Below are 26,163 nucleotides of genomic sequence, written 5' to 3'. Positions count from 1 at the left end.
GCGTGAGGCACCGGCCGGGCTCCACCACGGCGCGTGAGGCACCGGCCGGGCCCCACGACCGGCGCGTGAGGCACCGGCCGGGCCCCACGACCGGCGCGTGAGGCACCGGCCGGACGTCACGTCGGGCCAGGTCCCGTGCGGCGCCGGCCGGACTCGACGACGTACGCCGAACGGCCCCTCACGGCCTGCTCGCCGCCGGGGGTGCCGTGGGGCCGCGGCCCTGGGACGACGGCCGGGCGCCCTGCGCCGCCGTCCTCGCCCGGCCCGCCACCGCCGTCAGCGGGCGCGCGATGTCCTCCAGGGAGCGGCGCTCGGCCCGCACCGCCAGGAACGCGGCGACCAGACCGGCCGCGCACATCAGGGCCGCGCCGATCGAGAAGGCGAGGACCGTGTCGCCGACCTTGCCGGTACCGGTGAGGTCGGCGAACAGCAGCGGGCCGCTGATACCGCCGGCCGCGGTGCCGAGCGCGTAGAAGAACGCGATGGACATCGCCCGGGTCTCCATCGGGAAGATCTCCGACACCGTCAGATAGGCGCTGGAGGCGCCCGCCGAGGCGAAGAACAGCACCGCGCACCAGCAGGCCGTGAGCGTGCCCGCGGTGAGCGACCCGCGGTCGAACAGCCAGGCGGTGCCGAACAGGAGCAGACCCGAGAGCAGGTACGTCGAAGAGATCATCACCCTGCGGCCGACCGTGTCGAAGAGCTTGCCGAGCAGCAGCGGACCACAGAAGTTGCCCACCGCGATCACCGCGAAGTAGTAGCCGGTGTGGTCGGACGGCACGTCGAAGAACTTCGTCAGGATCGCGCCGAAGCCGAAGGTGATCGCGTTGTACAGGAACGCCTGGCCGATGAAGAGGGAGAAGCCGAGCACGGCCCGCCTGCGGTAGCGGCCGAAGACCGTACGGGCGATCTCCACGAAGGTCACGTCCTTGCGCTGCTGGATCTCCAGCTCACCGTGCGGCTCCGGCAGCGGCTCACCCCGCTCCGCCTCCACCCTCCGCTCGATGCCGGAGACGATCTCCTCCGCCTCCCCGTCCCGGCCGTGGATCAGCAGCCAGCGCGGACTCTCCGGGACGTGCCGCCGTACGAGCAGGATGACCAGGGCGAGCACGGCGCCCAGGGCGAAGGTCAGGCGCCAGCCGACGTTCGCGGCCAGCAGGTCGGTGTCGAGCGCGACGATCGACAGCAGGGAGCCGCCGACCGCACCGAGCCAGAAGCTGCCGTTGATGATCAGATCGACCCGGCCGCGGTAGTCCGCCGGGATCAGCTCGTCGATCGCGGAGTTGATCGCCGCGTACTCACCGCCGATCCCGAAACCGGTCAGAAAGCGGAAGAGGAAGAACCACCAGGCTTCCCAGGAGACGGCCGTCAGCGCCGTCGCCGCCAGGTACACGGCAAGGGTGATCATGAAGAGGTTCTTGCGGCCGAACCGGTCGGTCAGACGGCCCCAGAACAGCGCGCCCAAGCAGGCGCCCGCCACGTACAGCGCGGCGGCGACACCGGTGATCTGGCCCGAGGTGATCGACAGACCGCTGCCGGGCTCCGACAGCCGGCCGGCGATGTTGCCGACGACCGTGACCTCCAGGCCGTCCAGGATCCACACGGTGCCGAGGCCGATCACGATGGTCCAGTGCCACCGCGACCAGGGCAACCGGTCCAGCCGTGCGGGAATGTCGGTGGTGATCGTCCGGCCGGTCCGCGCGGACGGCGTCTGCGCTGTGCTCATGGGCTCCCTCCCCGTCGAAGGACGGGTACCGGGTGCCCGGCGCCTTGCGAAGTAGGCCGGTCAGGCCCCCAGCCAGCGCGTGACGGCGTAGATCAGCAGGCCCGCCAGGGACCCCACCACTGTGCCGTTGATCCGGATGAACTGCAGGTCACGGCCGATGTGCGCCTCGATCTTCCGGGTGGTGTGCTCGGCGTCCCAGCCCGCCACCGTGTCCGTGATCAGCGAGGTGATCTCCGTGCGGTACGTCGTCACGACGTGCACCGCCGCACCCTCCACCCAGCTGTCGACCTTCTGCTGCACCTTCGGCTCGGTCGCCATCCGCGAGCCGAGCGACAGCAGCGCGGCCCGCACCCGCAGCCGCAGCTCGCTGCGCTCGTCCTCCGCCGCCGCCACGATCATCGACCGAACGGCCGTCCACGCGGAGGCGATCAGGTCCTGCACCTCGTCACGGCCCAGCACCTCGCCCTTGAGCCGCTCCACCCGCGCCCGGGTCTCCGTGTCGGACTGCAGATCGGCGGCGAAGTCGGAGAGGAAGCGGTCCAGCGCGCCCCGCGCGGGGTGCGAGGGCATGTCCCGCGTCTCGGTGACGAACCGCAGCAGCTCCTTGTAGACCCGCTCCCCCACCTTCCGGTCCACGAACCGCGGGGTCCAGCCCGGCGCCCCGCCCTCCACGGCCACCATCACATCGTCCCGGTGCAGCACCAGCCAGTCGTGCGCACGGGCCACCACCAGATCCACCACCCGCCGGTGCCCGCCGTCCGCGACCACCTTCTCCAGCATCTTGCCGAGGCCCGGCCCGATCTCCTGCGCGTTGGCCCGCCGGGTGATCGCCTCCCCCACGACCGCCTGCACGTCCGAGTCGCGCAGCACGGTCAGCGCCCCGCGCAAGGCCGTGGCCAGCTCCGCCGTCACCCGGTCCGCGTGCTCCGGCTCGGCGAGCCAGACACCGAGCCGGCTGCCGATGCCGACCGCGCGCAGCCGCTGCCGTACGACGGCCTCGGACAGGAAGTTCTCCCCGACGAACTCGCCGAGCGAGATCCCCAGCTGGTCCTTCTTGGTGGGAATGATCGCCGTGTGCGGGATGGGCAGCCCCAGCGGGTGCCGGAACAGCGCCGTGACCGCGAACCAGTCGGCGAGCGCGCCCACCATGCCCGCCTCGGCCGCCGCCGCCACATAGTCCGCCCACGGCCCGGCCCCCGCGTGCCCGGCCGCCTTCGCCAGCACGTAGACCACCGCCACCAGCAGCAGCAGACCCGTCGCCGTCAGCTTCATCCGCCGCACCCCGCGCCGGCGCTCCTCGTCGGCCGGGGTGAACGCCGTCATGGTCCGGTACGAGGCGCCCCGTCCCGGTGTTCCCGTCTCGGTAGGTTCCATCAGCTCCACCCGTTCGGTGATCCCGCACACAATTGTCCCTTCCTGACCGACTCCCGGAACGGAACGAGAGTTCCCGGCGTCTGACTGGACGGGAGTAGTGGCAGGGGCCTGTCAGGTCTCCCCGGCCCATGACGCATCATGGGCTCAGCAAGATCGGAGCCTCAGGCTCCCATCTCCCGAGGAGAACAACACAAGAGTGACCAAGCGTCATGGTTTTGCGGTGCTCAGTGCCCTCGTCGCCCTGGTCATCGCGGTGTCCGCCGGCATATACCTCACCGTGGCCGCCGACGACGGCACCTCCCGCGGCACCCTCGCCGCGGGCCGCCCGCACCACGGCTCCAACGCCGCCCCCGCCTCCACCGGCACCTGGGTGGGCGCCTGGGCCACCGCCCCCGTCGGCGGCGAACCCGGCACCGAGGCGACCGGCCTCGCGGGCCACTCCGTCCGCAACGTGGTGCACGCGAGCGCCGGCGGCACGAGCGCCCGGATCACACTGTCCAACCTCTACGGCCAGTCCCCGCTCACCATCACGCACGCCACCCTCGCCCTCGCGGCCGGCGACGGCACCGCCGCGGCCGACGCCGAAACGATGCGGCGCCTCAGCTTCAACGGCAGCACCAGCGTCGTCATACCCGCCGGCGGACAGGCCGTCAGCGACGCCGTACGCGTCACCGTCCCGCACGGCGGCGACGTCCTGGTCACCACCTACTCCCCCACCCCCTCCGGCCCCGTCACCTACCACCCGCACGCCCGGCAGATCTCGTACGTCGCCGCCGGCGACCGCACCGAGGACCCCACCGGCACCCCCTACACCGAACAGACCACCTACTGGCGGTACCTGACGGCCCTCGACGTCCTCAGCAACGAGGCCGCCGGCACCGTCGTCGTCTTCGGCGACTCCATCACCGACGGCATCACCTCGACCATCGGCACCAACCGCCGCTGGCCGGACGTCCTCGCCGGCCGGCTGCGCTCCGCGCTGGAGAACGGGCAGCAACTGCCGCGCTACAGCGTCGTCAACGAAGGCATCAGCGGCAACCAGGTCCTCGCCGACGGCCTCGGCCGGCCGGCCGAGAACCAGAGCGGCCTCGGCCGGTTCGGCCGCGACGCGCTCTCCCGCACCAACGTCAAGGTCGTCGTCATCGACCTCGGCGTCAACGACATCCTGCGCAACCGCAGGCTCGCCGACCCCGACCGGATCCTCACCGGCCTGCGCACCCTCGTCCGCCAGGCCCACGCCCGCGGCCTGAAGGTCGTCGGCGCCACCCTGATGCCCTTCCAGGGCCACCGCGGCTACACCCCGGCCCGCGAGGCCGTACGACAGCAGGTGAACGCGCAGATCCGGGCCGGCGGCGTTTACGACGCGGTCGTCGACTTCGACAAGGCCCTCCGGGACCCCTACGACCCGCGCCGGCTGCGCGCCGAGTACGACTCCGGCGACCACCTGCACCCCAGCGACCTCGGCTTCGCCAGGATGGCCGAAGTCTTCGACCTGCGCGCGCTCGAGGGCGCGGGACAGGCGGAACTGTAGCCGCGCGACGCCACGCGCCCGGTGGCACGGCCGGGCGACGCGCCCCTTGAGCGGCGAGGAATACTGGCGGACATGACCCGCTTGATCCTCGCCACCCGCAACGCCGGAAAGATCACCGAGCTCAGGGCGATCCTCGCCGAAGCCGGGCTGCCCCACGAACTGGTCGGCGCCGACGCCTTCCCCGACGTCCCCGACGTCAAGGAAACGGGCGTCACCTTCGCCGAGAACGCCCTGCTGAAGGCCCACGCCCTGGCCCGGGCCACCGGCCTGCCCGCCGTCGCCGACGACTCCGGCCTCTGCGTCGACGTCCTGAACGGCGCCCCCGGCATCTTCTCCGCCCGCTGGGCCGGCCGCCACGGCGACGACAAGGCCAACCTCGACCTGCTCCTCGCCCAGCTCTCCGACATCGCCGAGGAGCACCGGGGCGCGTACTTCGCCTGCGCGGCGGCGCTCGCCCTGCCGGACGGCACGGAGCGGGTGGTCGAGGGGCGGCTGCCCGGCACGCTGCGGCACGCGCCGGCCGGGACCAACGGCTTCGGCTACGACCCGATCCTCCAGCCGGAGGGCGAGAGCCGGACCTGCGCCGAGCTGAGCCCGGCGGAGAAGAACGCCATCAGCCACCGGGGGAAGGCGTTCCGGGCGCTGGTGCCGGTGGTACGGGAACTGCTGGACTGAGACCGACGAAGGGGCCGCCCGGATGGACGGCCCCTTGTCGGCTGTGGGCCCGGTGGGACTCGAACCCACGACACACCGGACCTAAACCGGCGCCCTCTTGCCAGCTGGGGTACGGGCCCTCAGTGGCGCCTACTCTACTGGGCGCGACGGGCGGGCCGTCTCCCTCCTCGGCACCAGTTGCTGGTGATCGCGTGGCAGTTGGGACGGAGCAGCCTGAGATTGTCCCGCCTGTTGTCGCGCCAGTCCCCGTTGACGTGGTCGATCTCCAGCGTCATGGGCTTGCCGAGCCACTCGGGGCCGACTCCGCATCCGGCGTGAGCCGAGGTGTCCTCCACGAGGATCTCCGCGGCGGTCCTGCGGCGTTGGTCGTGTCTCATCCGCTCGGTTCGGATGACGGGCGTGAAGTGCGAGGTGTCGATCCCGAACTTCCTCGTCCGATCGAGCACATAGCGCCGCGTCGGGCTTCCCGGGTCCACCCCCAGTCTCGTCAACGCCTCCGACAACGTCCGCGCCCCGTGAGCCGCCTCTTCCAGCCGCTGTCGGGTGTACGCGCTGGCCCCCATCGATCCCCTCCGCTGCCGGGTACGCGTTCGTCGCCCGTGCGGAGTGACGAACCGGTTATCGGACAGTCACGCCCGGGAGTGCGGAAAGCGGCCCGCCCCGGGGGTCCGGGGCGGGCCGCTTCGCGAGGGGCGGATCAGATGCCCAGATCCTTGATGATCTTGGCCACGTGGCCGGTGGCCTTGACGTTGTACAGGGCTCGTTCGACCTTGCCGTCCTCGTCCACGACGACCGTGGAGCGGATGACGCCGACGACCGTCTTGCCGTACAGCTTCTTCTCGCCGAACGCGCCGTACGCCTCCAGGACCCGCTTGTCGGGGTCGGCCAGCAGGGTGACCTTCAGGGACTCCTGCTCGCGGAACTTGGCGAGCTTCTCCGGCTTGTCGGGCGAGATGCCGATGACGTCGTAGCCGGCGGAGGCCAGGACCTCCAGGTTGTCGGTGAAGTCGCAGGCCTGCTTGGTGCAGCCGGGGGTCAGGGCCGCCGGGTAGAAGTAGACGATGACCTTGCGGCCCTTGCGGTCCGACAGGGACACCTCGTTGCCGTCGGCGTCGGGGAGGGTGAAGCCGGGGGCAACGTCCCCGGGCTGGAGTCGCTCGCTCATCGGTCTAGCGTAACCGGGGGCCCTTGCGGTGCGTCGCGCGCATGAGCTGACAGACTGTTCGGAAAGCATCAGCAGATTTCGGCAGACTTCGGAGGCCGTACGGTGGCGGACACGTCGGACACCAGAACCCCGGCGCAGATCGAGGCGGACATCAAGCGTCGCCGTGCAGTGCTGGCCGAGACGCTCGACGAGATCGGGGTGCGGGTGCATCCGAAAACGATCGTCGGGGATGCGAAGGCCAAGGTCATCGCTCATGCCGACCACACGGTCGGGCGGGCGTACGTGCAGGTCAACCGGGTCGTCAGTGACGTCCGGGCGCAGTTCGTCGATGAGGAGGGGGCGCCTCGGCTGGAGCGGGTCGTGCCCGTCGCGCTGCTCGTCGTCGGGGTCGTGGGGCTGCTGTCCCTCGGGGCCCGGCGGCGCAGGGACTGAGCGGGGCAGGTAGGTTCGAGGCGTGAGCGCCAACAGAAACGAGCACAGCACTCCCCATCACGACAAGCTGCCCATCCGGATGCTGCACGACCGGGTTCTCGTGCGGCAGGAGACCGGTGAGGGCGAGCGGCGGTCGGGGGGCGGCATTCTGATTCCCGCCACGGCGGCGGTCGGGCGGCGGCTGGCCTGGGCCGAGGTCGTCGCGGTCGGCCAGAACGTCCGGACGGTGGAGCCCGGCGACCGGGTCCTGTTCGACCCGGAGGACCGGGCCGAGGTCGAGGTGCGGGGTGTGGCGTACGTGCTGATGCGCGAGCGCGATCTGCACGCCGTGGCCGCGGACCGGTTCGAGGGGTCGGAGGACTCCACGGGGCTGTACCTCTAGACCGCCTGGGAAACATCTGGAACACATCACGAAGAGGGCCGGTGACGATGGTCACCGGCCCTCTTCGTGGTGCTTTTGCTATGTTCGGGAGGAACCCGACGAGACGCGCCGTACCGGGTCGAAGGCAAAGACGACGCACCCCGGAAAGAGAGTCGTCACGTCTTGGAGGTGCCTGTCATGGCCTGGGTCCTGCTCGTCGTCGCCGGTCTGCTGGAAGTGGGCTGGTCGATCGGGATGAAGTACAGCGAGGGTTTCACCCGCCTCGTCCCCAGCCTGTTCACCGGCGCCGGCATCGTCGCCAGCATGGTCCTGCTGTCGTACGCCGCGAAGTCCCTGCCCATCGGTACCGCCTACGGCGTCTGGGTGGGCATCGGCGCGGCCGGGGCGGCGGTGCTCGGCATGGTGGTGCTGGGTGAGCCGGTCACCGCCGCCCGGGTCTTCTTCGTGGGCCTGCTGCTGGTCGCCGTGGTCGGGCTGAAGGCGACCAGCGGTCACTGAGCCGGCGCGTCAGGTGCCGGGGCCTCCCCCGGTGCCCCCGCCGGTGCCGTTGACACCGCCGATGCCCGTGGCATCACCGCCCGTGGTCCCGCCGCCGGTCGTGTCGCCGCCGGTCGTGGTGCCTGTCGTGTCTCCGCCGGTGGTCGTCCCGCCGCCGGTCGTGTCGCCGCCGCTGGTGGTGGCGCCGCCGTCGGTGGTCGTCCCGCCGTCGGTCGGGGTGCCGGTGCCGCCGCCGTCGGTCGGGGTCGCGGTCGCGCCGCCGTCGGTGGGGGTGGCCGTCGCGCCGTCGGTCGGGGTGGCGGAGGCGCCGTCGTCGTCCTCGCCGCCCGTGCCCGGCTCGGTGGTGCCGGTGGCGGGCGGCTCCTGGATCCGGTCGGCGCCCTCCGCCAGCTCGAGGTCGAACTGCCGGACCGGCTTGCCCTGGAGCGCGTCGCGCGTGTACTGCGCCCAGATCTGGGTGGGCGGGCCGCCACCGTTCATACGGGCCTGGCCGAGCGCGCCGTACAGCGGCATGTGCTTGGCGGTCACCGGGTCCTGGCCCATCACGGAGACCACCGTGGCCAGGTCGGGGGTGTAGCCGGCGAACCAGGCGGCGGTGTCGCTCTCGGCGGTACCGGTCTTGCCGGCCGCCGGGCGGCCGGCGGCCTGCGCGGCGGTGGCGGTGCCGGACTCGACCACGCTCCGCAGGACCGCGGTGGTGGTGTCGGCGGCCTCGCGGCTCACGGCCTGCTTGGCCCGCTGGTCGGGCAGCTGGATGTGGTCGCTGCCGTTCTTGGTGATCTTCTCGACCAGGGTGTACGAGCCGTGCTTGCCGTGGTTGGCGAGCGTGGCGTACGCCTCCGCCATCTCCAGGACGCTGGCGGTGGCGGTGCCGAGGGCGACGGACGGGTACGGCTGGAGGTCCGGGGTGTCGGAGGGGACGCCGAGGTCGATCGCGGTCTGCTTGACCTTGGCGGGGCCGACGTCGACGGCCATCTGCGCGTACACCGAGTTCACCGACAGGTCGGTGGCCTTGCGCACGGTGATCGGTCCGTACGACCGCTGGTCCTCGTTCTCGGGGGCGTAGGCGCCGCCGCTCCAGCCCTGGACCGGGCGCTGGTTGGTGCCGTCGTAGACCGTGTTCGGGGTGATGGTGCGGCCGTCCTGGGTGGTGGACCCGTTCTCCACGGCGGAGGTGAACACGAACGGCTTGAACGTCGAGCCGACCTGGAAGTCACCGCGGGTGGCGCCGTTGGTGTACTGCTTCACGTAGTCGACGCCGCCGTACATGGCGACGACCTTGCCGGTCTTGGGGTCGACGGAGGCGCCGCCGGCCCGGACGTAGGTGTCGGCCTTGCGGTTCTTCTTGTCCAGCTTGGACATCAGCTGGTCGTCGACGGCCTTGACGAAGGCGTCCTGCCGGTCCTTCTGGATGGTGGTGGTGATGCGGTAGCCGCCGGCCGCGAGGTGGTCGGCGTCGATGATGTTGTTCGTGGTCAGGTAGTGCTTGACCGCTTCCACGAGGTAGCCGCGCTGGCCGGACATGCCGGTGGAGATCGTCTGCTCCTTCGGCATCGGGAACTTCATGCCGGCGCGCTCCGAGGCGCTGAGCCAGCCCTTGGTGACCATGCCGTTGAGGACGTAGTTCCAGCGGGCGAGGGCCGCCTTCTTGTTCTCCGGGTGGGCTACGACGTCGTACTCGCTCGGCGCGTTGACGAGCGCGGCGAGGTAGGCGGCGCGGGCCGGGTCGAGGTCGGCGGCGTCCCTGCCGTAGTAGGCCTGGGCGGCGGCCTGGATGCCGTAGGCGTTGCGGCCGAAGTAGCTGGTGTTGAGGTAGCCCTCCAGGATCTCGTCCTTGGACTTGTTCTGGTCGAGCTTGATGGCGATGAAGAATTCCTTGGCCTTGCGGGTGACCGTCTGTTCCTGGGCCAGGTAGTAGTTCTTCACGTACTGCTGGGTGATCGTCGAGCCGGACTGCTTGCCCTTGCCGGTCGCGGTGTTCCAGCCGGCCCGGATCATGGCCTTGGGGTCGACGGCGGACTCGGTGTAGAAGTCGCGGTCCTCGGCGGCCAGGATGGCGTGCTGGGCGTGCTTGGAGACCTGGGCGAGGCTGACGTTCTCGCGGTTGACCTCGCCGTCGCGGGCCAGCTGCGAGCCGTCGGCGTACAGGTAGACATTGCTCTGCTTGGTCGCGAACGCGTTGGCCGGCGGGATCTTCACGAGGGAGTAGCCGAGGAAGAACAGGCCGACGAGGAGCAGTACGCCGACGACGAAGGTGCCGAGCACCATGCGCCAGGTCGGGAAAATCCGCCGCCATCCGGTCCGCTTGGGCCGCTTGCCCTTCTTGCCGTTCTTGCCGTTCTTGCCGTTCTTGCCCTTGCCTCCGGCGGTCCCACCGTCCGCGGCGGCGAGAGCGGTGGTCTCGGCCTCGGCGGAATCCCCGGGGCGGGTCCCGGCAGGACCGGATCCTGCGGGGCGGGTTCCGGCGGGGCCGGCGGGGGCGTTGCCGGGGCGGGTGGAGCCGGCGGCGCCGTGCGCGGCCGCGGCACCGGCCTTGGCACCGGCGCCGGCGGCGGTACCGGCAGCGGCGTGGGCACCGGCGCCTGCGGCCTGGGCGGAGGCGGCGCCGGCGGCACCCGCGGCGCCGGCCTTCCCGGCCGCGCGTGCGGCGCGGGCGGCACGCGCGGCGGCCGCGGAGGGCTGAGCGGGGGCGCCGGCCGGTCCGGACGCGCGGTTCTGACCGGTGCCGGCCGATCCGGGCGTGCGGTTCTGACCGGTGCCGGCCGATCCGGGCGTGCGGTTCTGGCCGCCGGGGCGGGGAGCGTCGGGGCGGGGTGTACCGCCGGTGGCGTTCGGCTCCGCCGGGGAGGCCGGCGCCGTACCGGCTGCGCCGGGCTCGCCCGGGCGGGGAGCGGCGACCCGCCGCAGCACCTGCGTGGTCTCGGCCGGCTGTCCCGCACCGGCGGCCTTGCCGGCTCCCGCGGCCCCACCGGCACCGGCGGCCGCGGCGGAGCCCTGCGGGGCACCGCCGGCCTTGCCGGTGCCTCCGGGCGTACCGGCGGCCTTGCCAAGGCCTCCAGGCACACCGGCGGCCTTCCGGGGGACTCCGGGGGCGCCGGTGGGGTTGGCGGAGCCGCCGGGAGCGCCGGCCGCCTTGCCGGAAGCTCCGAGAGCACCAGTGGCCTTGCCGGAAGCTCCAGGAGCACCGGTGGCCTTGCCGGCCCCGCCGGGAGCGCCGATCGTCCTGCCGGAACCGGTGTCGGCACCGGCCGTCTTGCCGGGCTGGTCCTGCCGGCCGGGCGTGCCGGGCCGGTCCGCGGGCGTGGAACCGCCCTGCGGCGTCTGGGGTCCCCTGGGCGGGGTGATACGCCGGAGCACCTGCGTGCTCTCGGCCGACGGAACCTGCTCGGAGCCGTGCGGGGCCCCGGGCGCGGCCGGCTTCCTGGTGCCGGGCACCCTCCCGGAGGCCGAGGCACCGGAACCCTGACCACCGTCGGAGGCCGGACCCCGGCCGGAAGCCTGACCACCGTCGGACACCGGACCCCGGCCGGAACCCTGAGCACCGCCGGTGCCCGCCGTGCCGGCAGCGCCCGCCGTACCGGCAGCGCCCGTCCGCTCGGTCCGGGCCCCGCGGGCCGCCTGGCGGGCGCGGGCGATCGATGCCGTCCGGTCCTGGGCCCCGGAGCCCGCCGGCCGGTCACCCCCGGGCGCGGCCGTTCCGGCGCCACGGGTGCCGTCGGCGGCCCGTCCGGTGCCGTCGGCAGCCCGTCCGGTGCCGTCGGCCGGGCGGGGGCTCGGGCCCCTGGGGGTCTCCGGGTCCCCGGCGGCGCCGCCCGCGCCGCTCTTCTCGCCGTCTGCGGCAGAGGTGGCGGGGCGCTCAGTCCCCTTCTTGCGGCCCCCCGGGTTCCCGGGCCCTTCAGCCGGCAGCGGCCGTTTCGGTGCCACGCCTTCGTTCGGCTGCTGCGGCTGCGGCTCGTCGCTCATCTCGTGCACGGACTCCTGTTTCGCGTCGTACGTTCCCGTACGCCTCGTACGCTTCTGCGCTCCCCCTGTTGGAAGACTCTCGCACCTGGCGTTCCGTTCCCGGATTCCGGCACGCTTCCGGCCGGAAACGCGTGGCCGGCCACCGGGCCTCCGGACTAGGCTCCTGCGCTTCGGTGTCGAGCAGTCCAAGGAGGTCGACTGGCGTGGGCGCGGGACGGTTGTACGCGGCCGTCGCGGCAGGGGGGTTCCGACGGTACGCGACCTATCGGGCCGCCACTGCGGCAGGGGTCTTCACGAACACGGTCTTCGGACTGATCCTCGTCTACACATACCGCGCGCTATGGGACGAGAGGCCTCACCTCGGCGGGTACGACCAGGCACAGGCCATCACCTACGTCTGGCTCGGGCAGGCCTTTTTGTCGACGCTCGCGCTCGGGGGCGGCGGTGTCGAGGACGAGTTGATGGAACGCATCCGTACGGGGGACGTGGCGATCGACCTGTACCGGCCGGCCGATCTCCAGCTGTGGTGGCTGGCGGCGGATCTCGGCCGGGCCTTCTTCCAGCTGCTGGGGCGCGGGCTGGTGCCGTTCGCGCTGGGCGCGCTGGGCTTCCCGGCGTACCTGCCGTCCGACGCCGGCACCTGGGCGGCGTTCCTCGGCGCCGTCCTCCTCGCGATGCTGGTCGGGTTCGGCATCCGGTACCTGGTGGCGCTGAGCACCTTCTGGCTGCTGGACGGCACCGGTGTGGCGCAGATGACGTGGCTGACGGGCTTCTTCTGCTCGGGGATGCTGCTGCCGCTGAACGTGTTCCCGGGCACGCTCGGCGAGGTCGTACGGGCGCTGCCGTGGTCCGCGCTGCTGCAGGCCCCGGCGGACGTCCTGCTCGGGCCGGGGGACCCGGTGCGCACGTACGTCTTCCAGGCGGCGTGGGCGGTGGTGCTGCTGGGTGCCGGGCGGCTGGTGCAGTCCGCGGCGACGCGCCGGGTGGTGGTGCAGGGTGGCTGAGGAGGGCCTGGCGGCGCCGCGGGCGCGGCGGCTGGCGGAGGGCGTGCGGGCGTACCGGCTGATCGCGGCGATGTGGGTGCGGTCCACGATGGCCTATCGCGCCTCCTTCGCCATGACCACGTTCGGGAACTTCGCGGCGACGTTCCTCGATTTCGTCGCGATCATGCTGATGTTCTCCCGGGTGGACGCGCTCGGCGGCTACCCGCTGCCCGAAGTGGCCTTCCTGTACGGGTTGTCGGCGGTCCCGTTCGGGCTGGCGGACCTGGTGGCCGGGTCGATGGAGCGGCTGGGCCGGCGGGTGCGGGACGGCACGCTGGACACGCTGCTGGTGCGGCCCGCGCCGGTGCTGGCGCAGGTGGCGGCGGACCGGTTCGCGCTCCGGCGGCTGGGCCGGGTGACCCAGGGGGCGCTGGTGCTGGGCTGGTCGCTGACCCGGGTGGACATCGACTGGACGGTGGACCGGCTGCTGCTGATGCCGGTGGTGGTGGTGAGCGGCTGCGCGATCTTCTGCGCGGTGTTCGTGGCGGGGGCGGCGTTCCAGTTCGTGGCGCAGGACGCCGCGGAGGTGCAGAACGCCTTCACCTACGGCGGTACGACGCTGCTGCAGTATCCGCCGACGGTGTTCGCGAAGGAGCTGGTGCGCGGGGTGACGTTCGTGCTGCCGCTGGCCTTCGTCAACTGGCTGCCCGCGACGTACGTGCTGGGGCGGCCGTATCCGCTGGGCCTGCCGGAGTGGGTCGCGTTCACCTCCCCGCTGGTGGCGGTGGCGTGCTGGGGGCCGGCGTGGCTGGCCTGGCGGGCGGGACTTCGTTCGTACCGGGGCACAGGGAGCTAGCGTGGGTGACTTCATCGCACTGGAGCGGGTGGAGAAGGTCTTCGAGGTACGGCGGAGGACCGGGTTCCTCAGGCGGGAGCGGCGCGAGGTGCGGGCGGTGGACGGGATCTCGTTCACCGTGGCGCGCGGGGAGATGGTCGGGTACATCGGGCCGAACGGTGCCGGGAAGTCGACGACGGTCAAGATGCTGACGGGGATCCTGACGCCGAGTGCGGGGCGGTTGCGGGTGGCGGGCATCGATCCGGCGCGGGAGCGGACGCGTCTGGCGCACCGGATCGGGGTGGTGTTCGGGCAGCGGACCACGCTGTGGTGGGACCTGCCGCTGGTCGACTCCTACCGGCTGGCGCACCGCATGTACCGCATTCCGGACGCCCGGTACCGGGAGAACCTGGAGCGTCTCGTGGAACTGCTGGAGCTGGGCGACCTGTTGGACGTGCCGGTGCGGCAGCTGTCGCTGGGGCAGCGGATGCGCGGGGACATCGCGGCGGCCCTGCTGCACGATCCGGACGTGCTGTACCTGGACGAGCCGACGATCGGCCTGGACGTCGTGTCGAAGGCGCGGGTGCGGGGGTTCCTGCGGGAGTTGAACGCCGAGCGCGGCACGACGGTGCTGCTGACGACGCACGACCTGCAGGACATCGAGCAGTTGTGCTCGCGGGTGATGGTGATCGACCGCGGGCGGCTGGTGTACGACGGCGCGCTCGCGGGGCTGCACGGGGTCGCGGAGAGCGAACGGACGCTGGTGGTGGACCTGGAGCGGGAGCTGCCGCCGGTGGAGGTGCCGGCGGCGCGGGTGGTGCGGGTGGACGGGCCGCGGCAGTGGCTGGCGTTCCCGGCCGGACAGTCGGCGGCGCCGCTGGTCGCGCACCTGGCGGCCCGTTATCCGCTGGTGGACCTGTCGGTGCGGGAGCCGGACATCGAGGCGGTCATCGCCCGGATGTACGTCGGGAAGGCGGTTTCCTAGGCCGGGCCGGGCCGGGAGCGGAGTGGAGTGGAGTGGAGTGGAGGGCCGGGGGGCGCTGTCCGCGTCCCCCGCCGGCGCTCGTCGCGCTGGCTACGACGTGCACACCTTCGTCAGTTCCCCGGCCGCGTCCGTCACCGGGCCGACGTCGGGCGTCTCGTCGCCGTTCTTGATGGCCGTGCGCACGTTGCCCACGGCCTCGCGCAGGTCGTCCACGGCCTTGTTCACATCGGCGTCGTCCGTCTTGTCGCCGATCTTCCGCAGGCTCTTCTCGATGGCGTCGAGCGACGCGTCGGCCTGGGAGGGGTCGTTCGCGGCGTCCTCCACGGCCTGCTGGAGGTCGGTGACGCTGTCGGCGATGGCATCGGCGGTCTGCACGCAGTCCAGCGCCTTGTCCACGGCGTCGCAGCCGGTGGTGAGGCCGGCGGTGAGCGCGGCGGTCGCTACGGCGGCGGCGACGGCGGTGAGCCGGCCTCGGCGTCGGCTGGCGGGCATGGCGGGTTCCCTCCCCTGGTACGGCTGGCCGGGCGCACGCCGTTGAGCTGCGCGCCCGTACCCACGAGGACGTCTCGGAGGCCCGGCGGGTTGCCCCGGGCCTTGAAGGTTTCTTTACGCGAGGGTGGCGGCCAGTGCCGTCCGCTGGATCGCGGTCAGTTCGGTGCAGCCGGCGACGGCGAGGTCGAGCAGGGCGTTCAGTTCGTCGCGGGCGAAGGGCTGGGCCTCGGCGGTGCCCTGGACCTCGACGAAGCGGCCGTCGCCGGTGCAGACGACGTTCATGTCGGTCTCGGCGCGCACGTCCTCCTCGTAGCGGAGGTCGAGCATCGGGACGCCGCCGACGATGCCGACGGAGACGGCGCTCACGGTGCCGGTGAGCGGCTGCCGGCCCGCCTTGACCAGCTTCTTGCGCTGGGCCCAGGCGACGGCGTCGGCGAGGGCGACGTAGGCGCCGGTGATCGCCGCGGTGCGGGTGCCGCCGTCGGCCTGGAGGACGTCGCAGTCGAGGACGACGGTGTTCTCGCCGAGCGCCTTGTAGTCGATGACGGCGCGCAGGGAGCGGCCGATGAGCCGGGAGATCTCGTGCGTCCGGCCGCCGATCTTGCCCTTGACGGACTCGCGGTCGCCGCGGGTGTTGGTGGCGCGGGGCAGCATGGCGTACTCCGCGGTGACCCAGCCCTCGCCACTGCCCTTGCGCCAGCGCGGGACCCCCTCGGTGACCGAGGCGGTGCAGAAGACCTTGGTGTCGCCGAAGGAGACGAGGACGGAGCCCTCGGCGTGCTTGCTCCAGCCGCGTTCGATGGTGACCGGGCGGAGCTGTTCGGGGGTACGGCCGTCGATGCGAGACATGCCGCCGAGCCTATCCGTAGCCGCGCGAGGGGCTCCTCCCGCATCGGGAAGAGCCCCTGTCACGGTGAGCGCGCCGGCTCACATCATGTCTTCGATCTCCGCGGCGATCGGGTCGGCGTCGGTGCCGATGACGACCTGGATGGCGGTGCCCATCTTGACGACGCCGTGGGCGCCGGCGGCCTTCAGTGCGGCCTCGTCGACCAGGGCGGGGTCGGACACCTCGGTGCGCAGCCGGGTGATGCAGCCCTCGATCTCCTCGATGTTGCCGATGCCGCCGAGGCCGGCGACGATCTTCTCAGCCTTGCTGGCCATGTTCCTTCTCCCTGATCCGAACCGCTTTGTCGCAGTAACCCACAGTTGGCCCATCTTCGCGAGCGGTCATGCCGTCCGTGCCGAATGATGGCGATCACGACAGCGGAACCGTCCGCCGACTGGTCTACACCACCGTGGGGAAGGTCGCCAAACCGCGTCCCGGTCGAGCGGCCGGAAAGGGACGCGCATGAGCGCCGAGAACACGGTCAGCCCCGCCCGCGCCCGCTGGAACACCCTGTTCCAAGGCTTGCAGAAGATGGGCCGCAGCCTCCAGTTGCCCATCGCGGTGCTGCCGGCGGCGGGCATCCTGAACCGGCTGGGGCAGCCGGACGTGTTCGGTGCCGACGGCCTGGGCTGGACCGACGTCTCGAAGGTGATGAAGGGCGCGGGCGGCGCCCTGCTCGACGGCTCCCTCGGCCTGCCCCTGCTGTTCTGCGTCGGCGTCGCGATCGGCATGGCCCGCAAGTCGGACGGCTCGACCGCGCTCGCGGCGGTGGTCGGGTTCCTCGTCTACTGGAGCGTGCTGCACCAGTTCCCCGAGCGGTGCCCGGGCGGCTCCACGGCGGTCCCGGACGTCGGCTGCCAGGTCGGCGTCGGGGCGGGCGTCGGCACGGTGACCCCGTTCACCTTCCAGAACCCGGGGGTGTTCGGCGGCATCGTGATGGGGCTGCTGGCCGCCTTCTTCTGGGCCCGGTATCACCGGACGAAACTGGTGGACTGGCTGGGCTTCTTCAACGGCCGCCGGCTCGTGCCGATCATCATGGCGTTCGTCGCCATCGCCTTCGCCGCCCTGTGCCTGTGGGTGTGGCCGCCCGTCGGCGGCGCCCTGGAGAGCTTCGGCGGCTGGCTGCGGGACGCGGGGTCCTGGGGAGCGGGTGTCTTCGGTGTCGCCAACCGGGCGCTGCTCGTCATCGGCCTGCACCAGTTCCTGAACGTGCCCATCTGGTTCCAGTTCGGCACCTACACCCCGCCGGGCGGCAAGCCCGTCCACGGCGACATCAACATGTTCCTCGCGGGCGACCCGGACGCCGGCCAGTTCACCTCGGGCTTCTTCCCGATCATGATGTTCGCCCTGCCGGCCGCCGCCCTGGCCATCACGCACTGCGCCCGGCCCGAGCGCCGCAAGGAGATCGGCGGACTGATGCTGTCGGTCGCGCTGACCTCGTTCGTGACCGGCATCACCGAGCCGATCGAGTACTCGTTCCTCTTCGTCGCGCCCGCCCTGTACGCCGTCCACGCCGTGCTCACCGGGGTCTCGATGGCGGTGACCTGGGCGCTCGGGGTGCACGACGGGTTCAGCTTCTCCGCGGGCCTGATCGACTACGTCATCAACTGGAACCTGGCCACGAAACCATGGGCGATCATTCCCATCGGACTGTGCTTCGCGGCGGTGTACTACGTCGTCTTCCGCCTCGCGATCACGCGGTTCGACCTGAAGACGCCGGGGCGGGAGCCGGTGGACGAGGTCGACGACGTCACCAGGGTCTGAGGGCACACAGCGTGTAGCGCCGCGGTAGCGGATTCGCGGGTTCCTTATGCCGCCTTCATCGTGCTACAACAGGTCTACACCACAGGTGGTGTAGACCAGAGAGACGCTGCCGTCCCCTTCCATGGTTCCCGGGCGGCGCCCTGCCCTCCCCCCAGCCCCGGCTGGGCGGTACCCCCAGGAGGAACTTGTGACCACGGCCACCGCCGCTCCCGCGGCCGAGAAGAAGAAGGGCGCCGGAGTGATGGCTGTGCTCCAGCGCATCGGCCGCAGCCTGATGCTGCCGGTGGCCGTCCTGCCGGCCGCCGCCCTCCTGGTGCGCCTCGGCAACGCCGACATGCTGGGCCGCCCGTCCTTCCCGACCTTCCTGACGAAGATAGCGTCGTTCATGGCGGCCGGCGGCAACGCGATCCTCGACAACATGGCGCTGCTGTTCGCCGTGGGCATCGCGATCGGCTTCGCGAAGAAGGCGGACGGCTCGACGGCCCTGGCGGCGGTCGTCGGCTACCTGGTCTTCAAGAACGTCCTCGCCACCTTCACCGACAAGAACCTGCCGAAGGTCGCGACGGTCGTCGACGGCAAGATCGTCATGCAGAACGCCCCGGTGGACGCCAAGGTCCTCGGCGGTGTGGTGATGGGCATCGTCGTGGCCCTGCTGTACCAGCGCTTCTACCGCACCAAGCTGCCCGACTGGGCCGGCTTCTTCGGCGGCCGCCGGCTCGTCCCGATCCTGTCGGCCTTCGCCGGCCTGGTCATCGGCATCGTCTTCGGTTACATCTGGCCGGTCCTCGGCACGGGTCTGCACAACTTCGGCGAGTGGCTGGTCAAGTCCGGCGCGGTGGGCGCGGGCATCTTCGGTGTCGCCAACCGTGCGCTGATCCCGATCGGCATGCACCACCTGCTCAACTCGTTCCCGTGGTTCCAGGCGGGCGAGTACCACGGCAAGAGCGGTGACATCGCGCGCTTCCTGGCCGGCGACCCGCACGCGGGCCAGTTCATGACCGGCTTCTTCCCGATCATGATGTTCGCCCTGCCGGCCGCCTGCCTCGCCATCGTGCACTGCGCCCGGCCCGAGCGCCGCAAGGTCGTCGGCGGCATGATGTTCTCGCTGGCGCTGACGTCCTTCGTCACCGGCGTCACCGAGCCCATCGAGTTCACCTTCATGTTCATCGCCCCGGTCCTGTACGCGATCCACGCGGTCCTCACCGGCGTCTCGATGGCGCTGACCTGGTCGCTGGGGATGAAGGACGGCTTCGGCTTCTCGGCGGGCGCGGTCGACTTCGGACTGAACCTGGGCATCGCGAGCAACCCCTGGGGCCTGGTCCTGGTCGGCCTGTGCTTCGCGGCCGTCTACTACGTGATCTTCCGGTTCGCGATCGTGCGGTTCAACCTGCCGACGCCGGGCCGCGAGTCCGACGAGGAACTGGCGGAGCTCCAGAAGGCCGAGGCGAAGTAACCCGGCCCGCACCACCGTCGAAGGCCCCCGGAACCCGCCTGGTTCCGGGGGCCTTCGGCGTACCTGCCGGGGGAAGGGCTCAGATCTCGTACACCAGCCGCGGAGCGGCCAGTTCCACCGGCCCGGCGAACACCTCGCGGGCGTCCCTGAGGTTGACGTCCGGATCGGTCCACGGCGGGATGTGGGTGAGCACCAGGCGGCGCGCTCCCGCGCGAGCCGCCGACTCGCCCGCCTCACGGCCGTTGAGGTGCAGGTCGGGGATGCTCTCCTTGCCGTGCGTGAACGCGGCCTCGCACAGGAACAGGTCGGTGTCCCGGGCCAGCTCGTCCAGCACCCCGGTGACGCCCGTGTCGCCGGAGTACGTCAGCGACCGCCCCGCGTGCTCGATCCGGATGGCGTACGCCTCCACCGGGTGCCGGACCCGCTCGGTGTGCACCGTGAACGGGCCGATGTCGAAGGTGGACGGCTTGACCGTGTGGAAGTCGAAGACCTCGCTCATCGAGGAGGCGGAGGGGGTGTCCGCGTAGGCCGTGGTCAGGCGGTGTTCGGTGCCCTCCGGGCCGTAGACCGGGATGGGCGCGCAGCGGCCGCCCTCGTGGCGGTAGTAGCGCGCGACGAAGTACGCGAGCATGTCGATGCAGTGATCGGCGTGCAGATGACTCAGGAAGATCGCGTCGAGGTCGTAGAGACCGCAGTGGCGCTGCAACTCGCCGAGGGCGCCGTTGCCCATGTCGAGAAGCAGCCGGAAGCCGTCGGCCTCGACGAGGTAGCTCGAACAGGCCGATTCCGCGGACGGGAACGACCCCGAGCAGCCGACGACGGTGAGCTTCATGAAGCAGAAACCTCCGTTGGCGGGAAACCGATTGGGCGGGACGAGGGGCCACTCAGGAAGAGGGCTGACGGGGGTCGTGCGGTGCGTCGAGCGTAAGGCGCGAAAGCGCGGGTCGCTCCTCCGCCAGGGGCCGTTGTGGGCGAACTCACCTGTGCTGTCACCGGTTCGGCTGGACGCATGGCGCACAAGGATCGGAAGAGGGCGCGCGATGTTCGGCGCACGCCGGTAACGTCGTCGTATGGACACGTCCTGGTGGCTGGCGCTCGCGGCGGTGGTGCTGCTCGCCCTGGTCGCCACGCTCGTCGACGGCTGGGGCCGCGGCAGCAGGCCCCGGGGCCGGCGGCTCAGGCCGCCGGGCCGGGCGGGCACCCGGGTACCGCACGCGCCGCGCCCCGCGCCGGGCGACATCTGGTGGGCGAACGTCCCGTACGAGGACCGGAGCGGGCTGAAGGACCGGCCCTGCCTGGTGCTGGTCGTACGCGGCGGCCGGGCCACGGTCGCGAAGATCACCAGCAAGTACCACGACGAGCGCAGCGGAGTGATCCCGCTGCCTCCCGGCGCGGTCGGCGACGCCCGCGGCCGGCCCAGCTTCCTGGAGACCGACGAGCTGCGCGAAGTCCCGGTGGACGCCTTCCGGCGCCGGGTCGGCGTGGTCGACCCGGTCCTGTGGGACCAGGTACGGCACCTCGCCCGCTAGCCGATCCGGACGGTGACCGCCCACTCCTGGACGCCCTCGCAGGAGACCTGGCCCGGGGCGGTGGGCTCGGCGCACAGCGGGCGGGAGGACGTGAGCCGCACCGTCCCCGGGGCCACCGCCCGGTACGCGGCCGTCGCGTCACCCGGCTGGAGGACGAAGCCCGCGTTGATGGCCTCCAGCCCGGGGCCGCTCACGGTGACCGGCTTCCACGGGCGGGCCTTGGTGCCGTCCAGGGTGAGCCGGACCTCGCCGCCCTCGGCCACGCAGACGGTACGGCCGTGATCGGCGGCCGTCAGCTCCGCCTGGCCGGTGCAGCCGCCGGCGGACCGGGTCGGGGACGGGGGCGTGGACGCCTTGCCGCTGCTCCCGGCCTCCTGCTGGGAGCCGCAGCCCGCGAGGAGCAGCGCTGCCGCCGCGAGGGCGAGGGGCGTGGTACGGCGCATGGGGGTCCGCCTTTCTGCGTCCGCCGCCGGGCCGGCCGGCCCGGCGGCCTGGTGCAGATGTGACGTACCACCATGGCGGACGGATCCACCGCCGGTTGCGCCGGCAGGGTGCCCGCCGCAGGGCGCCCGTCGCAGGCCGGCGTGATCGGCGACAGGCGCTCAGGCCCAGAGCTGGCCCTGGAGCGTCTCGATGGCCTCCTCGGTGGTGGCCGCGGTGTAGACGCCGGTGGACAGGTACTTCCAGCCGCCGTCGGCCACGACGAACACGATGTCGGCGCCGTGGCCCGCCTTGACCGCCTTCCGGCCGACGCCGATCGCCGCGTGCAGGGCCGCGCCGGTGGAGACGCCCGCGAAGATGCCCTCCTGCTGGAGGAGCTCCCGGGTACGGGTCACCGCGTCGGCCGAGCCGACCGAGAAGCGGGTGGTGAGGACGGAGGCGTCGTAGAGCTCCGGGACGAAGCCCTCGTCCAGGTTCCTCAGTCCGTACACCAGGTCGTCGTAGCGCGGTTCGGCGGCGACGATCTGGATGTCCGGCTTGTGCTCGCGCAGGTAGCGGCCGACCCCCATGAGGGTGCCCGTGGTGCCGAGGCCCGCCACGAAGTGCGTGACCGAGGGCAGGTCGGCGAGGATCTCCGGGCCGGTGGTCGCGTAGTGGGCGCCCGCGTTGTCCGGGTTGCCGTACTGGTAGAGCATCACCCAGTCGGGGTGCTCGGCGGCCAGCTCCTTGGCCACGCGCACGGCCGTGTTGGAGCCGCCGGCGGCCGGCGAGGAGATGATCTCGGCGCCCCACATGCCGAGCAGGTCCCGGCGCTCCTGCGAGGTGTTCTCCGGCATCACGCACACCATCCGGTAGCCCTTGAGCTTGGCCGCCATGGCGAGGGAGATGCCGGTGTTGCCGGAGGTGGGCTCCAGGATCGTGCAGCCCGGGGTGAGCCGGCCGTCCTTCTCCGCCTGCTCGATCATGTGCAGCGCGGGACGGTCCTTGACCGAACCGGTCGGGTTGCGGTCCTCCAGCTTGGCCCAGATACGGACGTCCGGGGACGGCGACAGCCGCGGCAGGCGCACCAGAGGGGTGTTGCCCACCGCGGCCAGCGGAGAGTCGTAGCGCATCGCTGCTCAGCGACCGATCAGCGCATGCCGCCGGCCACGGCCGGCAGGATCGTCACGTTGTCGCCGTCGCTCAGCTTGGTGTCGATGCCCTCGAGGAAGCGGACGTCCTCGTCGTTCAGGTAGACGTTGACGAAGCGGCGCAGCTGGTCGCCGTCCACGATGCGGGCCCGGATGCCCTCATGCCGGGTATCCAGGTCGGCGAGGAGCTCGGCGAGGGTGCTCCCGCTGCCCTCCACCGCCTTCTGACCGTCGGTGTACTGGCGGAGGATGGTCGGGATGCGGACCTCGATGGCCATGGCTCAGGGCTCCTGTCGGAAGGTGTCTGGTCGGTGGGCGCGCGGCGGCGCGGAACGCACGGGCGACGTACGCGGGTCTGGACGCCGCGGCTCACGGCCGTACGGCGGCAGGGCCGGCGTCAACAGATGGCGCTGGCGAGCCTGCACAGGTCGACGTGCAGCCGCGCCACGAGCAGCGTGCCCGGCGTCTTCTCGCTCACGTCGTCGAAAACCATGGGCTCATCGTATCGATTCCCGGTTCGTTTCCCGGAGTGTGATCCCACATCCCGGACGCAATCGGTCCGGGCGGTGAGACACACTCCCATCCGGAAGGGCTCGTGGGGTCCGGGCGCCGGCTCCGGCCGAGCGGACGGAAACGGCTGATCAGTAGGCGTCGACGACCTTGACGTCCTCTTCGGTGACGACCCCGTCGACGATCCGGAACGAGCGGAACTGGAACTCGCCCAGGCCGTCGGTGTCGGCGGTGGAGACGAGGACGTAGTGGGCGCCGGGCTCGTTGGCGTACGAGATGTCCGTGCGGGACGGGTAGGCCTCGGTCGCCGTGTGGGAGTGGTAGACGACCACCGGCTCCTCGTCGCGGTCGTCCATCTCGCGGTAGAGCTTCAGCAGGTCGCCCGAGTCGAACTCGTAGAACGTGGGCGACATGGCCGCGTTCGGCATCGGGATGAAGCGCTCGGGGCGGTCGGAGCCGGCCGGGCCCGCGATGACGCCGCACGCCTCGTCCGGGTGGTCCTCGCGCGCGTGCGCGACGATCCGGTCGACGAGTTCCTGGGTGATGGTCAGCATGTCCGCCAGGATAAGCAGAGGGGCCGTCCCGTACCGAGGTGCGGTACAGGACGGCCCACATGCCGGACGCCCTGAGCGGCGGCCGGCGGGAGAACCACGAGTGCTCCCGCCGGCCGGACGTCCTTTCGGGGGGAGGTCAGCGCTTGCGGAAGGCCGCCGCCTCCGGGTTGCGGCGCTTGAGCGCCAGGTAGGCGACGCCGAGGATCAGACCCCACAGCGGCGCGCAGTACAGCGAGACGCGGGCGTCCTTGTCGATGCCCATCATCACGATCACCATGCCGATGAACGCGAGCGCGAACCAGCTGGTGAGCGGGGCGCCCGGGGCGCGGAACTCCGAGCGGGGCAGTTCGCCGCGGTCGGACTTGGCGCGGTAGCGGATCTGGCAGAGCAGGATGACGATCCACGCCCACATGCCGGAGATGGTCGCGAAGGACACCACGTAGTCGAACGCCTTGCCCGGCCACTGGTAGTTGATCCAGACGCCGACCAGCATCAGCGCGGCGGAGAACGAGGTGCCGACGAGCGGGATGCCGCTGGGCGTCAGGCGGGTGAAGATCTTCGGACCCTGGCTGTTGAGCGCCAGGTCGCGCAGCATGCGGCCGGTGGAGTACATGCCGGAGTTGCAGGAGGACAGCGCCGCGGTGAGCACGACGAAGTTCACGATGCCGGCACCGGCGGCCAGGCCCATCTTCTCGAACGCGGCCACGAACGGGCTGACGCCCGGGTGGAAGTTGGTCCACGGCACGACCGAGAGGATCATGATCAGCGCGCCGACGTAGAAGACGGCGATGCGCCACGGCACGGTGTTGATGGCCTTGGGCAGCACGGTCTTGGGGTCCTTGGACTCGCCCGCGGTCACACCGACCAGCTCGACGGCGAGGAAGGCGAACATGACCATCTGCAGGGTCATGAGCGTGTTGCCGACGCCGTGCGGGAAGAAGCCGCCGTCGCTCCACAGGTGGCTGACGGAGGCGGTGTCACCGGCGTCGGAGAAGCCGATGGTGAGGATGCCGGCGCAGATCAGGATCATGCCGATGATGGCGGTGACCTTGACCATGGAGAACCAGAACTCCAGCTCGCCGAAGAGCTTCACGGAGATCAGGTTGGCGCCGAACAGGATGACCGTGAAGACCAGGGCCGACACCCATTGCGGGATGTCCCACCAGTACGTCATGTAGGCGGCCGCCGCGGTGACCTCGGTGATGCCCGTGACCACCCAGAACAGCCAGTACGTCCAGCCGGTCACGAAGCCGGCGAACGGGCCGAGGAACTCGCGGGCGTACTCCGAGAAGGAGCCCGACACCGGGCGGTACATCAGCAGCTCGCCGAGGGCGCGCATGATGAAGAAGATGACGAGGCCCGCGATGGCGTACGCCAGGATCAGGCTGGGGCCGGCCTTGGAAATGCCCTTGCCCGCGCCGAGGAACAGACCGGTGCCGATGGCTCCGCCGATGGCGATCATCTGGATCTGCCGGGCACCGAGCCCGCGCTGATACCCCTCGCCGCCCTCGCCGTCCTCGGCCCGCACGGCCTCATTGCCGTCGTGATGCTGATCGACCTGCGCTGAGGTCATGTGTGGTGCGCCTTTCTCCATGCCGACCCGGGCCTTTCGTCGGCCTCGGATCGGGTTTCGATCCCCCCGGATTGCTGGAGCTGTGCCTGGCCGACGGTCGTCGGCTCGGTGGCGCACCCGGCCGGACATGGGTGGTGTCGGCCGGGCGGTCGTGAAGATTTATCACGGCCGCAACACTGATCACAGGGACGCGCTGTGGCGCACCGCACAGGAAGAAGCGGACAAACACCACTCGAACGAGGCAAACCAGGCCGCAACGGTGACGGGATCGTTATCCGGATTTGAGCGTCCCCTGAGCGAACACCCCGTGCGGAGCAAATCCGTCCGCATCACGGCATAAGAGTGGTGACCAGCGTCTCCTGGAGCCCGCCCAGCCAGAGGTAGGCCAGCACCATGGGCTTGCGCGGGTCCTCCTCCGGCAGCCGGTAGAGCAGATCGGTGTCGTCGTCGTCGGTGATCTCCAGCCGGGCACCGATCGCCAGCCGCAGGTCGTTGAGGGCGCCGAGCCACTGCCGGGACTCCTCCGGGGACAGCTCCAGCACGGCCCCGCCCTCGTCCACCGGGGCGAGCTCGTCCAGGGTGCGGATGACCGCGAGCGCGCTGTCCCGCTTGCCGGCGCGCAGGTCGTTCTCGGTGAAGCGGCGGAACTCTGCGGAGTGCGCCCGCCGCTCCTCGGCCTCGGCCGGCGAGCCGGGGGCCTGCCCGGGATCGCCGTAGGCATCCGGGAAAAGCCGGCGCAGCACGGGGTCGGCCGGCGGCTCGCTCGGACCCTCGGCGAACAGCTCGGCGAGCGGGTCGTCCGGGGCCTCGGCGCCGGGGCCGGGGCCGATCAGCTCCAGGAGCTGGACGGCCAGCGACCGGATGATGGAGATCTCGACGTCGTCGAGGGCGACGGCGGCGCCGCCGCCGGGGAGCGGTTCGAAGTGTCCGGGCATCGTGAGTTCGGTCGCTACTTCCGGTCCTGCTGGAGGGTGGCCCACAGACCGTAGCCGTGCATCGCCTGCACGTCGCGTTCCATCTCCTCGCGGCTCCCGCTGGAGACGACCGCCCGGCCCTTGTGGTGGACGTCGAGCATGAGCTTGGTGGCCTTGTCCTTGGAGTAGCCGAAGTACGTCTGGAAGACGTACGTCACGTAGCTCATGAGGTTGACCGGGTCGTTGTGGACGATCGTGACCCAGGGGACGTCGGGTTCGGGTACGGCGAAGACCTCCTCCGCCGACTCGGTGCGTTCGATCTCTACGGGCGCGGGTGACGTCACACAGCCCATGCTGCCACGGCCCCG

28 protein-coding genes, 1 tRNA gene and 1 riboswitch are annotated in these 26,163 nt (G+C 71.5%); of the genes, 11 read left to right on the top strand and 18 right to left on the bottom strand.

Annotation, left to right across the window (positions count from 1 at the left end; all coding sequences use genetic code 11):
• Nucleotides 1–178: 178 nt before the first annotated feature.
• Complete coding sequence (locus ABZ576_RS15690; RefSeq protein WP_360740388.1) at nucleotides 179–1,726, bottom strand: MFS transporter; 1,548 nt, start codon at nucleotides 1,724–1,726, stop codon at nucleotides 179–181.
• A 60-nt stretch (nucleotides 1,727–1,786) separates the two neighbouring features.
• Entirely contained in the window at nucleotides 1,787–3,100 is a 1,314-nt protein-coding gene (locus tag ABZ576_RS15685) for a DUF445 domain-containing protein (protein WP_360740386.1), read from the bottom strand.
• 196 nt (nucleotides 3,101–3,296) lie between these two features.
• Here ABZ576_RS15685 and ABZ576_RS15680 point away from each other — a divergent pair, with 196 nt between their 5' ends.
• Both ABZ576_RS15680 and rdgB read left to right on the top strand, forming a co-directional pair.
• Nucleotides 3,297–4,631 carry an SGNH/GDSL hydrolase family protein gene (locus tag ABZ576_RS15680; RefSeq protein WP_360740384.1) on the top strand — a complete coding sequence of 445 codons (1,335 nt, stop codon included), beginning with the start codon at nucleotides 3,297–3,299 and terminating at the stop codon, nucleotides 4,629–4,631.
• 72 nt (nucleotides 4,632–4,703) lie between these two features.
• Nucleotides 4,704–5,306 carry an RdgB/HAM1 family non-canonical purine NTP pyrophosphatase gene (gene rdgB, locus ABZ576_RS15675; RefSeq protein WP_360740382.1) on the top strand — a complete coding sequence of 201 codons (603 nt, stop codon included), beginning with the start codon at nucleotides 4,704–4,706 and terminating at the stop codon, nucleotides 5,304–5,306.
• A gap of 44 nt (nucleotides 5,307–5,350) precedes the next feature.
• On the opposite strand, the gene ABZ576_RS15670 is transcribed toward rdgB, so the two are convergent.
• From ABZ576_RS15670 to bcp, 3 genes are all read right to left on the bottom strand, one after another.
• Nucleotides 5,351–5,425: transfer RNA gene (locus ABZ576_RS15670), tRNA-Leu, on the bottom strand.
• A gap of 15 nt (nucleotides 5,426–5,440) precedes the next feature.
• Nucleotides 5,441–5,683: an HNH endonuclease gene (locus ABZ576_RS15665; protein WP_360740380.1), complete on the bottom strand. Its 243-nt coding sequence runs from the start codon at nucleotides 5,681–5,683 to the stop codon at nucleotides 5,441–5,443.
• 320 nt (nucleotides 5,684–6,003) lie between these two features.
• Nucleotides 6,004–6,471 (bottom strand): thioredoxin-dependent thiol peroxidase, encoded by a 468-nt coding sequence (gene bcp, locus ABZ576_RS15660; protein WP_360740378.1) that lies wholly within the window; start codon nucleotides 6,469–6,471, stop codon nucleotides 6,004–6,006.
• Nucleotides 6,472–6,573: 102 nt separating this feature from the next.
• Between bcp and ABZ576_RS15655 the strand changes: the two genes are divergently transcribed.
• The 3 genes from ABZ576_RS15655 to ABZ576_RS15645 all read left to right on the top strand — a co-directional run bounded on the left by ABZ576_RS15655 (nucleotide 6,574) and on the right by ABZ576_RS15645 (nucleotide 7,783).
• Complete coding sequence (locus ABZ576_RS15655) at nucleotides 6,574–6,903, top strand: DUF3618 domain-containing protein (protein WP_360740376.1); 330 nt, start codon at nucleotides 6,574–6,576, stop codon at nucleotides 6,901–6,903.
• Nucleotides 6,904–6,925: 22 nt separating this feature from the next.
• The gene (locus tag ABZ576_RS15650; protein WP_014672972.1) at nucleotides 6,926–7,285 is read left to right on the top strand and encodes a co-chaperone GroES; all 360 of its coding nucleotides are present in this window, start codon (nucleotides 6,926–6,928) and stop codon (nucleotides 7,283–7,285) included.
• Between the two features lie 67 nt (nucleotides 7,286–7,352).
• A riboswitch (guanidine-III (ykkC-III) riboswitch) is annotated at nucleotides 7,353–7,425 on the top strand.
• A gap of 37 nt (nucleotides 7,426–7,462) precedes the next feature.
• The gene (locus ABZ576_RS15645; protein ID WP_360740374.1) at nucleotides 7,463–7,783 is read left to right on the top strand and encodes a multidrug efflux SMR transporter; all 321 of its coding nucleotides are present in this window, start codon (nucleotides 7,463–7,465) and stop codon (nucleotides 7,781–7,783) included.
• A gap of 9 nt (nucleotides 7,784–7,792) precedes the next feature.
• Here the strand turns inward: ABZ576_RS15645 and ABZ576_RS15640 are convergent, their stop codons facing one another.
• A complete protein-coding gene (locus ABZ576_RS15640; protein ID WP_360740652.1) occupies nucleotides 7,793–10,693 on the bottom strand; it encodes a transglycosylase domain-containing protein in 2,901 nt (966 codons plus the stop codon).
• Nucleotides 10,694–11,949: 1,256 nt separating this feature from the next.
• Here ABZ576_RS15640 and ABZ576_RS15635 point away from each other — a divergent pair.
• From ABZ576_RS15635 to ABZ576_RS15625, 3 genes are read left to right on the top strand one after another with little or no spacing between them, the layout of a single operon-like run.
• Entirely contained in the window at nucleotides 11,950–12,750 is an 801-nt protein-coding gene (locus tag ABZ576_RS15635; RefSeq protein WP_360740372.1) for an ABC-2 family transporter protein, read from the top strand.
• Complete coding sequence (locus ABZ576_RS15630; RefSeq protein WP_360740370.1) at nucleotides 12,743–13,585, top strand: ABC transporter permease; 843 nt, start codon at nucleotides 12,743–12,745, stop codon at nucleotides 13,583–13,585. The genes ABZ576_RS15635 and ABZ576_RS15630 overlap by 8 nt, the downstream gene beginning before the upstream one ends.
• A gap of 1 nt (nucleotide 13,586) precedes the next feature.
• Nucleotides 13,587–14,549, top strand: coding sequence for an ATP-binding cassette domain-containing protein (locus ABZ576_RS15625; RefSeq protein ID WP_360740368.1), 963 nt, complete (start codon nucleotides 13,587–13,589; stop codon nucleotides 14,547–14,549).
• A gap of 90 nt (nucleotides 14,550–14,639) precedes the next feature.
• Here ABZ576_RS15625 and ABZ576_RS15620 read toward each other — a convergent pair whose 3' ends face one another.
• The 3 genes from ABZ576_RS15620 to ABZ576_RS15610 form a co-directional block, all read right to left on the bottom strand.
• Entirely contained in the window at nucleotides 14,640–15,041 is a 402-nt protein-coding gene (locus tag ABZ576_RS15620; RefSeq protein ID WP_360740365.1) for a hypothetical protein, read from the bottom strand.
• Between the two features lie 114 nt (nucleotides 15,042–15,155).
• The gene (rph, locus tag ABZ576_RS15615) at nucleotides 15,156–15,890 is read right to left on the bottom strand and encodes a ribonuclease PH (RefSeq protein WP_360740363.1); all 735 of its coding nucleotides are present in this window, start codon (nucleotides 15,888–15,890) and stop codon (nucleotides 15,156–15,158) included.
• A gap of 78 nt (nucleotides 15,891–15,968) precedes the next feature.
• Nucleotides 15,969–16,202 (bottom strand): PTS glucose/sucrose transporter subunit IIB, encoded by a 234-nt coding sequence (locus ABZ576_RS15610; protein ID WP_360740360.1) that lies wholly within the window; start codon nucleotides 16,200–16,202, stop codon nucleotides 15,969–15,971.
• A 187-nt stretch (nucleotides 16,203–16,389) separates the two neighbouring features.
• On the opposite strand from ABZ576_RS15610, the gene ABZ576_RS15605 reads away from it, so the two are divergent.
• Both ABZ576_RS15605 and ABZ576_RS15600 read left to right on the top strand, forming a co-directional pair.
• Nucleotides 16,390–17,691 carry a PTS transporter subunit EIIC gene (locus ABZ576_RS15605; protein WP_360740358.1) on the top strand — a complete coding sequence of 434 codons (1,302 nt, stop codon included), beginning with the start codon at nucleotides 16,390–16,392 and terminating at the stop codon, nucleotides 17,689–17,691.
• Nucleotides 17,692–17,878: 187 nt separating this feature from the next.
• Nucleotides 17,879–19,144 carry a PTS transporter subunit EIIC gene (locus tag ABZ576_RS15600; RefSeq protein WP_360740355.1) on the top strand — a complete coding sequence of 422 codons (1,266 nt, stop codon included), beginning with the start codon at nucleotides 17,879–17,881 and terminating at the stop codon, nucleotides 19,142–19,144.
• A gap of 79 nt (nucleotides 19,145–19,223) precedes the next feature.
• Here ABZ576_RS15600 and ABZ576_RS15595 read toward each other — a convergent pair whose 3' ends face one another.
• On the bottom strand, nucleotides 19,224–19,976 hold the full coding sequence (locus tag ABZ576_RS15595) for an MBL fold metallo-hydrolase (RefSeq protein WP_360740353.1): 753 nt from the start codon (nucleotides 19,974–19,976) through the stop codon (nucleotides 19,224–19,226).
• Nucleotides 19,977–20,214: 238 nt separating this feature from the next.
• Here ABZ576_RS15595 and ABZ576_RS15590 point away from each other — a divergent pair, with 238 nt between their 5' ends.
• The gene (locus ABZ576_RS15590) at nucleotides 20,215–20,673 is read left to right on the top strand and encodes a type II toxin-antitoxin system PemK/MazF family toxin (RefSeq protein ID WP_360740350.1); all 459 of its coding nucleotides are present in this window, start codon (nucleotides 20,215–20,217) and stop codon (nucleotides 20,671–20,673) included.
• On the opposite strand, the gene ABZ576_RS15585 is transcribed toward ABZ576_RS15590, so the two are convergent.
• From ABZ576_RS15585 to clpS, 8 genes are all read right to left on the bottom strand, one after another.
• Nucleotides 20,670–21,116: a hypothetical protein gene (locus ABZ576_RS15585; protein WP_360740348.1), complete on the bottom strand. Its 447-nt coding sequence runs from the start codon at nucleotides 21,114–21,116 to the stop codon at nucleotides 20,670–20,672. The genes ABZ576_RS15590 and ABZ576_RS15585 overlap by 4 nt on opposite strands.
• Nucleotides 21,117–21,275: 159 nt before the next feature.
• Complete coding sequence (locus ABZ576_RS15580; RefSeq protein WP_360740344.1) at nucleotides 21,276–22,226, bottom strand: cysteine synthase; 951 nt, start codon at nucleotides 22,224–22,226, stop codon at nucleotides 21,276–21,278.
• Nucleotides 22,227–22,243: 17 nt separating this feature from the next.
• Nucleotides 22,244–22,522 (bottom strand): MoaD/ThiS family protein, encoded by a 279-nt coding sequence (locus tag ABZ576_RS15575; protein WP_360740342.1) that lies wholly within the window; start codon nucleotides 22,520–22,522, stop codon nucleotides 22,244–22,246.
• A gap of 119 nt (nucleotides 22,523–22,641) precedes the next feature.
• On the bottom strand, nucleotides 22,642–22,737 hold the full coding sequence (locus ABZ576_RS15570) for a putative leader peptide (protein WP_360740339.1): 96 nt from the start codon (nucleotides 22,735–22,737) through the stop codon (nucleotides 22,642–22,644).
• Nucleotides 22,738–22,885: 148 nt separating this feature from the next.
• Nucleotides 22,886–23,308 carry a M67 family metallopeptidase gene (locus ABZ576_RS15565; protein WP_360740337.1) on the bottom strand — a complete coding sequence of 141 codons (423 nt, stop codon included), beginning with the start codon at nucleotides 23,306–23,308 and terminating at the stop codon, nucleotides 22,886–22,888.
• A 136-nt stretch (nucleotides 23,309–23,444) separates the two neighbouring features.
• The gene (locus tag ABZ576_RS15560) at nucleotides 23,445–24,881 is read right to left on the bottom strand and encodes an amino acid permease (protein WP_360740334.1); all 1,437 of its coding nucleotides are present in this window, start codon (nucleotides 24,879–24,881) and stop codon (nucleotides 23,445–23,447) included.
• Nucleotides 24,882–25,210: 329 nt separating this feature from the next.
• Nucleotides 25,211–25,816 (bottom strand): DUF2017 domain-containing protein, encoded by a 606-nt coding sequence (locus ABZ576_RS15555; RefSeq protein WP_360740331.1) that lies wholly within the window; start codon nucleotides 25,814–25,816, stop codon nucleotides 25,211–25,213.
• A gap of 14 nt (nucleotides 25,817–25,830) precedes the next feature.
• Nucleotides 25,831–26,148, bottom strand: coding sequence for an ATP-dependent Clp protease adapter ClpS (gene clpS / locus ABZ576_RS15550; RefSeq protein WP_004000915.1), 318 nt, complete (start codon nucleotides 26,146–26,148; stop codon nucleotides 25,831–25,833).
• Nucleotides 26,149–26,163: the final 15 nt, after the last annotated feature.

This window comes from Streptomyces sp. NPDC013455 (assembly GCF_040632975.1).
In the GTDB taxonomy this organism is placed as follows: Bacteria; Actinomycetota; Actinomycetes; order Streptomycetales; family Streptomycetaceae; genus Streptomyces.
The sequence above is the reverse complement of the archived record's forward strand: the minus strand, read 5'-3'. Positions and strand labels throughout refer to the sequence as shown.

Bases quoted from the DNA above. Each gene is read 5' to 3' on its own strand.
- ABZ576_RS15690 (WP_360740388.1), bottom strand. From the start codon at position 1,726: ATGAGCACAGCGCAGACGCCGTCCGCGCGGACCGGCCGGACGATCACC.
- ABZ576_RS15685 (WP_360740386.1), bottom strand. From the start codon at position 3,100: ATGGAACCTACCGAGACGGGAACACCGGGACGGGGCGCCTCGTACCGG.
- rdgB (WP_360740382.1), top strand. From the start codon at position 4,704: ATGACCCGCTTGATCCTCGCCACCCGCAACGCCGGAAAGATCACCGAG.
- ABZ576_RS15665 (WP_360740380.1), bottom strand. From the start codon at position 5,683: ATGAGACACGACCAACGCCGCAGGACCGCCGCGGAGATCCTCGTGGAG.
- bcp (WP_360740378.1), bottom strand. From the start codon at position 6,471: ATGAGCGAGCGACTCCAGCCCGGGGACGTTGCCCCCGGCTTCACCCTC.
- ABZ576_RS15645 (WP_360740374.1), top strand. From the start codon at position 7,463: ATGGCCTGGGTCCTGCTCGTCGTCGCCGGTCTGCTGGAAGTGGGCTGG.
- ABZ576_RS15620 (WP_360740365.1), bottom strand. From the start codon at position 15,041: ATGCCCGCCAGCCGACGCCGAGGCCGGCTCACCGCCGTCGCCGCCGCC.
- rph (WP_360740363.1), bottom strand. From the start codon at position 15,890: ATGTCTCGCATCGACGGCCGTACCCCCGAACAGCTCCGCCCGGTCACC.
- ABZ576_RS15610 (WP_360740360.1), bottom strand. From the start codon at position 16,202: ATGGCCAGCAAGGCTGAGAAGATCGTCGCCGGCCTCGGCGGCATCGGC.
- ABZ576_RS15605 (WP_360740358.1), top strand. From the start codon at position 16,390: ATGAGCGCCGAGAACACGGTCAGCCCCGCCCGCGCCCGCTGGAACACC.
- ABZ576_RS15595 (WP_360740353.1), bottom strand. From the start codon at position 19,976: ATGAAGCTCACCGTCGTCGGCTGCTCGGGGTCGTTCCCGTCCGCGGAA.
- ABZ576_RS15590 (WP_360740350.1), top strand. From the start codon at position 20,215: ATGGACACGTCCTGGTGGCTGGCGCTCGCGGCGGTGGTGCTGCTCGCC.
- ABZ576_RS15585 (WP_360740348.1), bottom strand. From the start codon at position 21,116: ATGCGCCGTACCACGCCCCTCGCCCTCGCGGCGGCAGCGCTGCTCCTC.
- ABZ576_RS15580 (WP_360740344.1), bottom strand. From the start codon at position 22,226: ATGCGCTACGACTCTCCGCTGGCCGCGGTGGGCAACACCCCTCTGGTG.
- ABZ576_RS15575 (WP_360740342.1), bottom strand. From the start codon at position 22,522: ATGGCCATCGAGGTCCGCATCCCGACCATCCTCCGCCAGTACACCGAC.
- ABZ576_RS15570 (WP_360740339.1), bottom strand. From the start codon at position 22,737: ATGGTTTTCGACGACGTGAGCGAGAAGACGCCGGGCACGCTGCTCGTG.
- ABZ576_RS15565 (WP_360740337.1), bottom strand. From the start codon at position 23,308: ATGCTGACCATCACCCAGGAACTCGTCGACCGGATCGTCGCGCACGCG.
- ABZ576_RS15560 (WP_360740334.1), bottom strand. From the start codon at position 24,881: ATGACCTCAGCGCAGGTCGATCAGCATCACGACGGCAATGAGGCCGTG.
- ABZ576_RS15555 (WP_360740331.1), bottom strand. From the start codon at position 25,816: ATGCCCGGACACTTCGAACCGCTCCCCGGCGGCGGCGCCGCCGTCGCC.
- clpS (WP_004000915.1), bottom strand. From the start codon at position 26,148: ATGGGCTGTGTGACGTCACCCGCGCCCGTAGAGATCGAACGCACCGAG.